Raw genomic sequence first — 11,989 nt, 5'->3', positions numbered from 1 at the left:
TCCGGGACCCATGAGCAATCAGCAGATCGCCCGCCAGCAAGGAGACACCGGCCTGGGAAGCGCCGGGCCGATCGATGTCAGGCTGGCCGACAACGGGATCGTTGAGGTTGTCCTTCCTGTCCGCTCGCAGCTGCGCTCCCCCGAAACCCAAGCCGCGGTCACCCTAGTGCGGGCCATGGCCGATGGGCGCAAGCGTCCCGTGCTGATCACAGTGACGGGCGTGTTGGACATCAACGATGGCGCCCGCGCGGTCAACGCCGCCGCCGAAACGGTCTCGGCGTTCGCACTCCTTGGCGAAAGTCCCGTGGACCGGGTCATCGCGCATTTCCTGCTGCGGGTTGCGCCGAAGTCCATCCCTGCACGTTTCTTTATCTCCGACGCTGCGGCCCGGGAGTGGTTGGCAGGTTACCTTCGTGAATCCTGAATCGCAGGACCCGCGCCTCCTGGCGCTCGTCGAAGGGGTCATCCGGATAGCCGACGGCGACCTCAGCACGCGGATCCCGCTTTCCGGTCCGCGGGATGAAGTTGCCGCCGTCATCGCCGGGATAAACCTGATGGCCGACGACCTCCAGGCCGTCTACCGCGAGCTCGAAGAACGGGTGGAGAGCCGGACGGCGATGCTCCGCGAGGCCCAGATCGAGCTTGAACGGATGGCCCTGACCGATCCCTTGACGCAGCTTGCCAACCGGACAGCCCTCAACCGGAAACTGAGCCACGAGCTGGCCGAAACCGCACACGGTGAACTGCCGCCGGCGTTGCTTGTCCTCGATCTCGACTCGTTCAAAGGTGTCAACGACAGGCTGGGCCACAGCGCCGGTGACGACGTGCTGCGGATTACCGCCCAGCGGCTCGCCGACGCTGTCCGTGAAGGCGATACCGTCGCCAGGCTTGGCGGGGACGAGTTCGCGGTCATGCTGCCCAAATCGAACGTGCAGCAGGCCCGCGGCGTGGCCAAGCGGATCCTGCGTGCCCTCGCGGAAAGCATTGAGATCGGGGACCTGCGGATTGTTTGCGGCACGAGCATCGGGCTCCGGGTAGCCGAACCTGGCCAGTCCGTGGACGAGCTAGTCATGGAAGCCGACACCGCCATGTATGCGGCCAAGGCAGAGAAGCGCAATACGGTCCGGGTGTTCGAGCCGGCGTTGCTGCACGCCCGCCGGCTGCAGGGGCAAATGGTCACCGAGCTGCGCGAGGCCATCCGGACAAACCAGTTGGTCCTGTACTACCAGCCCGTGGTGGAGCTGGCCAGCGGCAGGATCGAAGGGGCCGAGGCCCTGGTGCGGTGGAACCATCCGGAGCGGGGCTTGGTGATGCCGGACAGTTTCATTCCGCTGGCAGAGGAAACCGGGCTCATCGTGGATCTTGGCGACTGGGTCCTTCGGGAAGCCCTGCGGCAATTGCGCACGTGGCTGGACACCCCCGGGCTTGTGGATGCCTTCAGCATGAGGGTGAACATTTCCCCCACCGAGCTGCGAAGCCTGGAACTGATCGAACGGGTGCGCGACGCCCTCTCCGACACCCACGTCGACGCCTCGAAGCTGGTCATCGAGCTCACGGAATCGGTGGCTGTCAACGGCTCCGATCTCGACCGGTATTCCCTGTCCGGCCTCCGCCACCTGGGCGTCCAGCTGGAGATCGATGATTTCGGCACCGGATACTCCTCCATCAGCTACCTGCGCAACCTGCCGGTGCATGTGGTCAAGATCGACCGCTCGCTCATTGAAGGACTGGGTACGGACGATGGCCAGAGGGATTTCGTCGCTGCCGTCTTGCAGCTGATCCACGCCTGCGGAATGGAAGCGGTCGCGGAAGGAATCGAGACCGCCGAACAGGCGGCGGAACTGTCCTGGCTTGGATGCGCGAGCGGACAGGGCTACTACTTCAGCAGGCCGGTGCCTCCTGCGGATTTCGTCCGGTTGCTGGGCAAAACCTGACTCGAAGATCTCCCGGGCAACGCCCCGCGACATGCGAAGGGCGCCGGATGTGATCCGGCGCCCTTGCTTGCCTCAACTGTGCTTCGTCTTAGATATCGTTCCCGGTGGTTGTGGAGTTCGGCCACCAGCCGCCGGCTTCAACGGAGCTGTTCGAGAAGTTCGGCCACCAACCGCCGGCTTCTACGGAGCTCTGCGTGAAGTTGGGCCACCAGCCACCGGCGATGGAGGTATCCTGTCCGGAATGCTCGGCATTTGCCGAAATGGCCGCCGACGTGGAAAACCCGGCCACCGCAAGAGCGGCAGCGGCAAGGAAAGTGGCGATAGTTCTTTTCATACGGGTGCTCCTGATAGGTGACTGATGTGAAGCAAGAGAACGGAGTGAAACGTAGTTAGTATAGCGATTTGCGACACGCCGTGTCACTAGATTCGGTTTACGATTTTCGGGGAAAATGGTATGCCTCGCAGGCGTCCCAGCCGGAACCATGCACTGCCTATTTCGGGATAATGAGGTCATGTCGGAAAACAGGGGGACACCGTCCTATGCAGCTGCAGAGCTGCGCGCCAGGGAATACAGGGCCGGCCACGAATTCGCCAGGGCGGCGGACAGCGCGCGAAACGCGGCGGAAACTGCCCGCCAGGAGGGCGACGCCTCCGGATGGTGGAACATGGCATTTTTCCAAGCCGAGAACCTGCTGGATGCCGGGAACGTCGGCGAAGCCGCAGACCTTGCCCGGACGCTGGCGGAAACACCCCCGGGCGACGCCTCATCCCGGGACCGCGCGAGGGCGCTGATCCTGTTGGCGAAGTCCGTGCAGGGCAGCGGGCTCCTGGACGATGCCGCGGAAGCGGCGCGCTCCGCCGTCGGCCTGCTGGGTGACGACGCCGACGCGGAGTTCGAAGTCCACGCCCGCCAGGCCCTGATCGCGGCGCTCGCCGAATCCGGCAAGCTCGAAGAGGCCTGGGAAGAATCCCTTGCGCTTTCCGCGCGGATCTCGGACGACATGGATGACCAGTTGGCAGGCAAGGCGTACTGGGTGATCGGCAACGTCGCCTTCCTGTGCAACAAGGTCGAGGAAGGCCTGGAGCACCACGAACTCGCTGCCGACACCTTTTCGCCGTCGAGCAACCTCGATGTCTGGGCGAAGTTCAACAAGGCCTCGGCGGCGATGCGCCTTGCTGCCGGGGTTGCGGATACCGGTACGCTCCGCTGCATTGAGCGCGCGGAACTTGCCACGGACATCGTTGGGGGCAGCGAGGAAGATATCCTCCTGCTGCGCTACGTCCGCGCCCATTGGACCTTCCTGGCCGGAGACGTCCCGGCTGCGATCGTCCTCTTGAACGAAGTCACTGGGTCCGCGGACAAGCTCCCGCCGCAGACCGCGGGGGAGGCCTACTTGCTCCTTGCACGGGCGGAAGCCTCGGACGGGCGCCGGAAGGCCGCCGAGCGGAGCCTGAAGCAGTCCATGGAGTACTTCGAGAAGGCCGGCGCCCACCAGCGCGCCGCCCAGGCCGGTGCCCTGCTGTCCAGCGACGCGGACGCCCCGACGGCCTGATCCGGCGGATCCCTTCGCCTCCGCACGCCGCGGGTCTATATTTGGCGCTATGACGACGGCGGGTGCTCGGGGGACGGGCGACCGTGGACTGCTTCCTGACCTCGCCGGACGGCGTGAACTGGTAGGTGCCTGGGCCTCCTTGAGCCTCATCCACTACTTCGCGGTCGAAGCCGTGGCCATGGCCGCATGGCAGGGCTCACCGGCATACGACAGGCGCTCCCATGTGATCAGCGATCTCGGTGCGGCCAAGTGCGATGTCTTCAACGGCCACGAAGTCTGCTCGCCGCTGAACTGGCTCATGAACGCCTCCTTCGTGCTCCAGGGCGTTGCGATGGTGCTCGGCGCAGTGCTGCTCAGCTCCGCCGTACTGTCCGTCGCAGCCCTGCCCGGCCAGCGGGCAATCCGGACCGGTTCGGGGAACATTCCCTGGCTGGCCGCCGGGGCAGTCAGGGCCCTGATCCTGGTGGCGGGAATCGGGCAGGCAATGGTCGGGCTCATCCCCGAGGACACGGAACTTGCATGGCACCTGACCGGAGCCGGCCTCTACTTCATCGCCGCTCCGCTTGCCCTGGCCGTCCTCGGCCTTGTGTGGCTCGGCCGGAGCAGCATGTCCTGGATGGTGCTGCTGTTCGGCATGGTCTCGTCCGGCGCCACCGTTTTCGTGCTGGCCTCATCGCTCCGCGTGGACGAACCCGGGGCCATCGAGCGGACCATGGCGTACCCGATCATCCTCGGACTGTCCCTGGTGGGCCTGACGGTTGCCTACCGTGTGCACGGTGAACGTAGGAGGCTCCGCACGCTAGCCTCGGCAGCCCGGTAGTTCGCTTAGGCGCGCTTCGCGCGGCGCCGCCCCAGGAAGACGGCGAGCACGCCGCCGGCGAGGCTCAACAGGAAAAGCACCCAGCCCAGGATGGTGAGCGTGGACGCCAAGGCGACCTGCCCGGCGTCGGGCGCTGCCGGCGACAAGGCGGCATCCACGGCGACGTTGGCCCACAAGCGGACCACCGCGAAAGCCAGCGGCGGCGCCCACAACGCCCAGCGGAGCGCCTTGCGGGAGACGTTGATGCCCACCAGGAGCAGCCAGCTGAAGCCGAAGATCAGCGGAAACAAAGTGCCGGCCGTCTTGTGGATATAGCCCAGCTGGCCGCGGGCGTCGTCATTCATGGCTCCATGCAAGTGCTGGACGTAGTCGAGGGAAAAACCGCCGATCAGCGAATCCGGCATCGCCAGGCCGCCGGAGAGCTGGGTCATCTGGTTCAGGGTCAGCAGGTGCAGGTACCAGAACAGGAAGACGCTCGCCACGACCCCGGCGATCACCACCAACTTGCCGTTGCCTTCGGCCTGGGCCCCGTCTTTCTGAATTACGGTGCGTTTGGTGTTGGGATTGACGGGGGTTGCCGGGTGGCTCGCGGGGACGGCTGCTTTGGCGCCGTGCTTCCTGATCCGTTGGGCGGGGGTCTTGGCCATCCAACCATTATCCCGCCACTTAAGCTGGACCCATGACCACTGGCAGGCACTCCGCTGTTGAACTCGATCCCGCGCTCGACGACTACGAACTGGCCGCGGCCCTCGTCCGCGAGGCCGGGCAGCTCGCGCTGCTGATGAGGATGGGCGGACTCCAGGCGGACCGCAAGACCTCCGTCTCCGACGTCGTCACCGCCGCGGACCGGGCCGCCGAGGCCTACGTGCTGGAGCAGCTTCGCCGCTGCCGCCCCGAGGACGGCATCCTCGGCGAGGAAGGCAGCTCCGTGGCCGGCAGCAGCGGCCGGACCTGGGTGATCGACCCTGTGGACGGCACCTACAACTTCCTGCACGGCTCGAGCTACTGGTGCTCGGCGATCGCCCTCAAGCGCGACGGCGGCAGCCCGGACGGCATCAGCCCGGACCCCGCGGTGATCCTCGGCGCCGTCTACCAGCCGGAACCGGACAAGCTCTGGCTGGGCGGCGAAGGCCACCCTGCCACCTTGAACGGCGAACGGATCGCCGGTCCCTCCGCCACCCCGCTTGCGGAACTCTGCGCCGCTACCTACATCCACCCCACCTGGCTTGCCGATCCGCGCGCCGCCATGCCATGGCATGCGGCCGCGGTGTCGGCGGCGTCGCTGCGCATGTTCGGTTCCGGCTCCTGCGACCTCGGCCGTGTGGCCGACGGCGAACTCGGCTGCTGGTTCCAGCACAGCTGCCCGGAGTGGGACTGGCTCCCCGGCAAGGCGATTGTCCGCGCGGCGGGCGGGGACACCGCCGTCGTCCGGGTGAACGGACTGGCCTGGTTCATCGCCGGAGGTCCGACGGCGGTCCGCGAGCTCGGCGCGGCGCTCGAGTCCGTTCCCCGGTTCGCCTAGTTGTGGTTCCCTCCGATCCCCGCGTGCGCCGGGTCCTGCGCACGGTGTTTGCCACTTACCTGATTGCCTTGGCCCTGGTGGTTTTCCTGCCCGCGCGCGAAGCCGGCACCGTCACCGGCTTCGTAGGGATCATCGCCGGCTGGCTGGCCTTCCTGGGCCTGCCGTTCGGCCCCGCCGCCACGGCGGTGGAATTCGTGGCGAACATTGTCCTGTTTGTGCCCTTCGGAGCGCTTGTCAGGATCCTTTGGCCGAAGGCGTCCTCCTGGCAGCGGATGCTGCCCCTGGCGGCTGGCGCATCCGCCTTCATCGAGCTTGTGCAATTGCTGATTCCCGGCCGGGTAACGTCCCTCTCGGACGTCGTCGCAAACACCTTGGGCGCCGTGGCGGCGGCGCTCGCGGCGGGAGTCATAATGGCCCGGTTCCGGCTCAGGAGGCTCCGCCGGCTGCCGCCGGAACCTCCGTGTCTGCCCCACCGCCTAGACTTGTAATCACCATGGATATGTTGTTCGACCCCTATGCAGGCAGCTCCTACAAGGCTGCGCCCGAGCCCGCCCGTTCCCTTGCCGGGGCCGGTTTGCCCGCCTCGGCGTCCGGCGCGCCCGGCGCGCCGCGGGGTGGTTCCGGGACCGGCGGTCCCGCTTCGTGGGAATCTGCCGGCAGCCATGGCAGGCACTCCTTGCCGAGCGCCGAGTCGCTGCTGCTGGGGCTGAATCCGCAGCAGGAAGAAGCCGTGAAGCACTCCGGCAGCCCGCTGCTGATCGTGGCCGGCGCCGGTTCGGGGAAGACCCGTGTGCTCTCCAACCGGATCGCCTACCTGATCGCCACGGGCCGCGCGCACCACGGCGAAATCCTGGCCATCACCTTCACCAACAAGGCCGCCGCCGAAATGCGCGAGCGTATCGAGGCCCTGGTGGGCGGGCGGGCCAGGAGCATGTGGATCTCCACTTTCCACTCCTCCTGCGTGCGCATCCTCCGCCGCGAGGCCGCCAGCGTTGGCCTGAATTCGAACTTCTCCATCTATGACTCCGCCGACTCGCTGCGGCTGATCACCCTGGTGGCCAAGAACCTGGACCTTGACCCCAAGCGCTTCGCGCCCAAATCCATCCAGCACAAGATCTCCGCCCTCAAGAACGAACTCATCGATGACGATGCCTTCTCCGCGGCCGCAAACTACAACGATCCCTTCGAGCAGGCCGTGGCGGAGGTCTTCAAGGGCTACACGCAGCGGCTGCGCCAGGCCAACGCCATGGATTTCGATGACCTCATTGCCCAGACGGTGTACATGTTCCGGGCCTTCCCGGCGCTCGCGGAGTCCTACCGCCGGCGCTTCCGGCACGTGCTGGTGGACGAATACCAGGACACCAACCACGCGCAGTACGCCTTGGTACGGGAGATCGTGGGCACGGACGCCGCGACCCACGGCGGACCGGGACATGTCGGCCCCAGCGAGCTGACCGTCGTCGGCGATTCCGACCAGTCCATCTATGCCTTCCGCGGTGCGGACATCCGCAATATCGTGGAATTCGAAGAGGACTACCCGAACGCCCGCACCATCAAACTGGAGCAGAACTACCGCTCCACCCAGAACATCCTCTCCGCGGCGAACTCGGTGATCTCGCGCAACCCGAACCGGCAGGAGAAACGCCTCTGGACGGCCGAGGGCGACGGCGAGAAGATCATCGGCTACGTGGGCGAAAACGAACATGACGAGGCCCAGTTCATCGCCAGGGAGATCGACCGGCTCCAGGACGAGGCGGGTCTGCGCCCGGGCGACGTCGCCATCTTCTACCGCACCAACGCCCAGTCCCGTTCGATCGAAGACGTGCTGGTGCGCGTCGGCCTGCCGTACAAAGTGGTGGGCGGCACCCGCTTCTACGAACGCAAGGAAATCAAGGACGCCCTCGCATACCTGCGGGTCCTGGTGAACCCGGACGATGACGTCAACCTTCGCCGGGTGCTCAACGAACCCAAGCGCGGGATCGGCGACCGCGCCGAAGGTGCCGTGGCGGCCCTCGCCGAACGGGACCGCACCTCCTTCATGGCGGCGGCCCGCCGCGCCGCGGAAGCCCCGGGAATGGCCACTCGTTCAGTGAATGCCGTGCTCGGTTTCGTGAAGCTGCTGGACGACCTCGCCGAGGTAGCCTCAGGCTCGGGCGCCGCCGCCGCCCTGGAAGCCGTGCTCGAACAAACCGGGTACCTGGCCGGGCTGCGCGCCAGCAACGATCCGCAGGACGAATCCCGCGTGGAGAACCTCGCCGAACTCGTCGCGGTGGTCCGCGAATACGAACGCGACAACCCCGAAGGCTCGCTCGGCGAATTCCTGGAGCAGGTGTCCCTGGTGGCCGACGCCGACCAGATCCCGGACGCCCCGGACGGGGACGCCACGGCGGCAGCCGCCGCCGTGGCCGAGGCCAAGCGCCTGGGCGTGGTCACCCTCATGACCCTGCACACGGCCAAGGGCCTGGAATTCCCGGTGGTGTTCCTGACGGGCATGGAGCACGGGATCTTCCCGCACCAGCGTTCGGCCACGGACCCGAAGGAACTGGCCGAAGAGCGCCGCCTGGCCTATGTGGGCCTGACCCGCGCCCGGCAGCGGCTGTACGTCACCCGCTCCGAGGTCCGCAACATGTGGGGCCAGAGCCAGTACAACCCGGCCAGCCAGTTCATCGAGGAAATCCCCTCTGACCTGGTCGAGTGGAAGCGCGAAGGCACCTCCCGCCAGCAGGGCGGCTGGGGCGGTCCGTCCCTGGGCGGCAACCGCTACGGCGGTTCCTATTGGGGTGCGGGGACCTCCCGCGGCGCCGCCGCCAGCCCCACTGCAGGGTTCGACGCCGACGTGCCGGCCGCCGTCGCACGCAACCGGGTGCAGCCGCAGAAGGAAGTCATTGCCGTGGTGGTGGGGGACAAGGTGAACCACACGAGCTTCGGCAACGGCACCGTGACCGGCGTCGAGGGCTCCGGCGACAAGACGGTTGCGAAGGTGACGTTCGACGTCGGGGAGAAGCGCCTGCTGCTGCGTTACGCGCCGCTGACCAAACTGGAGAGCTGACGCCGGACGGCGTCGTGAAAGCCCCGGGGTGGCGCCGTCGCACGGCATAATGGGTGCCATGCGACGGACTGTGTTGGGGATTCTGGCCGCCTGCCTGCTCACGATGGCCACGGCGTGTTCCGTGTCCACGAAGGACCCGGCGTACGTGCCGCCGCCACCTCTGCTTCCCTTGGAGCAGATCAAGCGGGCCCCGGTCACACAGCCCAGTGAACTCGGCGGCGGCGACGTGACCGCTTTCGTCACCGAGGACCGCAACATCGTGTGTGCCATGACCACGGCCCGGGGATACCACCTGAACCTGCCTTATGAGGCCAATACTTATTCGGACAGTGCCAACGCGAAGTTTGACGCCGTTCCCGTGGTGCATTGTGAGCTGGCCGTGTACCCGGAACCCCAGGCCAAGGACGTCAGCGACAGCTGCAACGGCACGCGCCTGGGCTACCTTGGCGGCACCGTGCTGCTGCGGCTGGACAAGGTGGTTTATGGAAGCTGCCGCTCCGGGGTCACCGAAATGGAAGCAGAGTTCGGGCCCAAGGGAAGCCGCGCCGGCCCCATCGCGGAACTGCCGGTCCTCACCGGAGGGCAGAACATCGAGCGCAACGGCCTGCGTTGCTCCACATACAACGGCGGCGTCGCCTGCGGGAACATCTCCGCCGGGATGGCCTTCTTCGTGAACCGGGACGGATACGTGTTGGTCTCCGAAGGCGGAACCATTACGAGCGGCAAAATGCCGGCATCGTAGCCTGCCAAGTGAGAGGTAACTGCTGAAAATCCGCGGGATTACGCGGATTTTCTACGTTTGATAGAAGTGTGTGGTTACTCACTTAACGGGTAGTGTAGAACCGGCTTGCCCCCGCGGGCGGCTAGAGTTCCAGAGGAACTTGCGCAATATGACCGGCAGTTTTTGGCGGGACGTTGCACACTTCTCTTCCGCAGCTGGTTACCGCGGTCACCGCGGACGCCGGCTGTACCGACACTACTTCGACGTAGAAGGACACTAAACCGTGGACCTGTTTGAATATCAGGCGCGCGATATGTTCGAAGCGCACGGTGTACCCGTGCTCGCCGGCATCGTGGCGCACACTCCTGAAGAAGCAAAGGCAGCTGCTGAGAAGATCGGCGGAGTTACTGTCGTCAAGGCACAGGTTAAGGTCGGTGGCCGCGGCAAGGCCGGCGGCGTGAAGGTTGCCAAGACTGCCGACGAGGCACTTGAGCACTCCACCAACATCCTGGGTATGGACATCAAGGGCCACACCGTCAACAAGGTGATGATCGCCCAGGGTGCAGACATCGCCGAAGAGTTCTACTTCTCCGTCCTGCTTGACCGCGCCAACCGCAACTACCTGGCCATGTGCTCGGTGGAAGGCGGCATGGAAATCGAGCAGCTCGCCGTCGAGCGTCCCGAGGCCCTGGCGAAGGTTGCCATCGACCCGGCCGTCGGCATCGACCAGGCCAAGGCTGACGAAATCGTCGCCGCCGCCGGCTTCTCCGCCGAGCTGGCCCCCAAGGTCTCCGCTGTCATCCTGAAGCTCTGGGACGTCTTCAAGAAGGAAGACGCCACCCTGGTCGAGGTCAACCCGCTGGTCCGCACCGGCGCCGGCGACATCGTTGCCCTGGACGGCAAGGTCTCCCTGGATGAGAACGCCGACTTCCGCCACGTGCACCACTCCGAGCTGGAGGACAAGGACGCCGCGGACCCGCTGGAAGCCAAGGCCAAGGCACAGGACCTCAACTACGTGAAGCTGGACGGCGAAGTGGGCATCATCGGCAATGGCGCCGGTCTTGTGATGTCCACCCTCGACGTCGTCGCCTACGCCGGTGAGAACCACGGCAACGTCAAGCCCGCCAACTTCCTGGACATCGGCGGTGGAGCCTCCGCCGAGGTCATGGCCGCCGGCCTCGACGTCATCCTGGGCGACGATCAGGTCAAGAGCGTCTTCGTGAACGTCTTCGGCGGCATTACCGCCTGTGACGCCGTGGCCAAGGGCATCGTCGGTGCACTTGCCGAGCTCGGCTCCTCCGCCAACAAGCCGCTGGTTGTCCGTCTCGACGGCAACAACGTGGACGAAGGCCGCCGCATCCTGACCGAGGCCAACCACCCGCTGGTGACCCTGGCAGCAACCATGGACGAGGGCGCCGACAAGGCCGCCGAGCTCGCCAACGCAGCTAAGTAAGGGACTCGACAATGTCTATCTACCTGAACAAGGATTCCAAGGTCATCGTCCAGGGCATCACCGGCGGCGAAGGCACCAAGCACACCGCCCTGATGCTCAAGGCCGGCACCAACATCGTCGGTGGCGTGAACGCCCGCAAGGCAGGCACCACCGTGCTGCACGGCGACAAGGAAATCACCGTCTACGGCACCGTCAAGGAAGCCATCGCCGAGACCGGCGCCGACGTCTCGATCGTCTTCGTTCCCCCGGCATTCACCAAGTCCGCCGTGGTCGAGGCCATCGAAGCCGGCATCGGCCTCGTGGTTGTCATCACCGAAGGCGTTCCGGTCCAGGACTCCGCCGAATTCTGGGCCCTCGCCCAGTCCAAGGTGGACGCGGACGGCAAGCAGATCACCCGCATCATCGGCCCGAACTGCCCCGGCATCATCACTCCGGGCGAGGCCCTCGTGGGCATCACCCCGGCGAACATCACGGGCAAGGGCCCCATCGGCTTGGTTTCCAAGTCCGGCACCCTGACCTACCAGATGATGTTCGAACTGCGCGACCTCGGCTTCTCCACGGCCATCGGCATCGGCGGCGACCCGGTCATCGGCACCACCCACATCGACGCCCTGGCTGCGTTCGAGGCCGACCCCGAGACCAAGGCGATCGTCATGATCGGCGAAATCGGCGGCGACGCCGAAGAGCGTGCGGCCGACTTCATCAAGGCCAACGTCACCAAGCCGGTCGTCGGCTACGTGGCAGGCTTCACCGCGCCCGAAGGCAAGACCATGGGCCACGCAGGCGCCATCGTCTCCGGCTCCGCCGGAACCGCCCAGGCCAAGAAGGAAGCACTCGAAGCCGCAGGCGTGAAGGTCGGCAAGACGCCGTCCGAGACCGCCAAGCTGCTCCGCGAGGTTTTCGCAGCGCTCTAGAAGCGCTCTACCAGCACCGACGG

Annotated in this window: 12 protein-coding genes; 10 read left to right on the top strand and 2 right to left on the bottom strand. The window is 66.1% G+C overall.

Features of this window, described 5'->3' with window-relative positions; translation table 11 throughout:
• Positions 1-10 precede the first annotated feature (10 nt).
• Both ACNQPB_RS15545 and ACNQPB_RS15540 read left to right on the top strand, forming a co-directional pair.
• Entirely contained in the window at positions 11-424 is a 414-nt protein-coding gene (locus tag ACNQPB_RS15545; RefSeq protein ID WP_498753198.1) for a DUF7793 family protein, read from the top strand.
• Positions 414-1,934: a putative bifunctional diguanylate cyclase/phosphodiesterase gene (locus tag ACNQPB_RS15540; protein WP_498753196.1), complete on the top strand. Its 1,521-nt coding sequence runs from the start codon at positions 414-416 to the stop codon at positions 1,932-1,934. The genes ACNQPB_RS15545 and ACNQPB_RS15540 overlap by 11 nt, the downstream gene beginning before the upstream one ends.
• Positions 1,935-2,022: 88 nt before the next feature.
• Here ACNQPB_RS15540 and ACNQPB_RS15535 read toward each other — a convergent pair whose 3' ends face one another.
• Positions 2,023-2,268: a hypothetical protein gene (locus ACNQPB_RS15535; RefSeq protein WP_426302316.1), complete on the bottom strand. Its 246-nt coding sequence runs from the start codon at positions 2,266-2,268 to the stop codon at positions 2,023-2,025.
• 178 nt (positions 2,269-2,446) lie between these two features.
• Here ACNQPB_RS15535 and ACNQPB_RS15530 point away from each other — a divergent pair, with 178 nt between their 5' ends.
• Positions 2,447-3,487: a hypothetical protein gene (locus tag ACNQPB_RS15530; RefSeq protein ID WP_498753194.1), complete on the top strand. Its 1,041-nt coding sequence runs from the start codon at positions 2,447-2,449 to the stop codon at positions 3,485-3,487.
• A 139-nt stretch (positions 3,488-3,626) separates the two neighbouring features.
• Entirely contained in the window at positions 3,627-4,307 is a 681-nt protein-coding gene (locus tag ACNQPB_RS15525; RefSeq protein ID WP_498753193.1) for a DUF998 domain-containing protein, read from the top strand.
• 5 nt (positions 4,308-4,312) lie between these two features.
• On the opposite strand, the gene ACNQPB_RS15520 is transcribed toward ACNQPB_RS15525, so the two are convergent.
• Positions 4,313-4,954, bottom strand: coding sequence for a hypothetical protein (locus tag ACNQPB_RS15520; RefSeq protein WP_498753191.1), 642 nt, complete (start codon positions 4,952-4,954; stop codon positions 4,313-4,315).
• A 32-nt stretch (positions 4,955-4,986) separates the two neighbouring features.
• Between ACNQPB_RS15520 and ACNQPB_RS15515 the strand changes: the two genes are divergently transcribed.
• The 6 genes from ACNQPB_RS15515 to sucD all read left to right on the top strand — a co-directional run bounded on the left by ACNQPB_RS15515 (position 4,987) and on the right by sucD (position 11,966).
• Entirely contained in the window at positions 4,987-5,829 is an 843-nt protein-coding gene (locus ACNQPB_RS15515; protein ID WP_498753189.1) for an inositol monophosphatase family protein, read from the top strand.
• Positions 5,830-5,852: 23 nt separating this feature from the next.
• The gene (locus tag ACNQPB_RS15510) at positions 5,853-6,317 is read left to right on the top strand and encodes a VanZ family protein (protein WP_498753187.1); all 465 of its coding nucleotides are present in this window, start codon (positions 5,853-5,855) and stop codon (positions 6,315-6,317) included.
• 5 nt (positions 6,318-6,322) lie between these two features.
• Positions 6,323-8,878 (top strand): DNA helicase PcrA, encoded by a 2,556-nt coding sequence (pcrA, locus tag ACNQPB_RS15505; protein ID WP_498753185.1) that lies wholly within the window; start codon positions 6,323-6,325, stop codon positions 8,876-8,878.
• Between the two features lie 49 nt (positions 8,879-8,927).
• A complete protein-coding gene (locus ACNQPB_RS15500) occupies positions 8,928-9,620 on the top strand; it encodes a hypothetical protein (protein ID WP_498753184.1) in 693 nt (230 codons plus the stop codon).
• Between the two features lie 262 nt (positions 9,621-9,882).
• Positions 9,883-11,052, top strand: a complete 1,170-nt coding sequence (sucC, locus tag ACNQPB_RS15495; protein ID WP_498753182.1) for an ADP-forming succinate--CoA ligase subunit beta — start codon at positions 9,883-9,885, stop codon at positions 11,050-11,052.
• Positions 11,053-11,063: 11 nt separating this feature from the next.
• Complete coding sequence (gene sucD, locus ACNQPB_RS15490; protein WP_498753180.1) at positions 11,064-11,966, top strand: succinate--CoA ligase subunit alpha; 903 nt, start codon at positions 11,064-11,066, stop codon at positions 11,964-11,966.
• Positions 11,967-11,989: the final 23 nt, after the last annotated feature.

The sequence above is a fragment of the Curtobacterium sp. LFS079 genome (genome assembly GCF_047977865.1).
GTDB lineage: Bacteria > Actinomycetota > Actinomycetes > Actinomycetales > Micrococcaceae > Arthrobacter.
The sequence above is the reverse complement of the archived record's forward strand: the minus strand, read 5'-3'. Positions and strand labels throughout refer to the sequence as shown.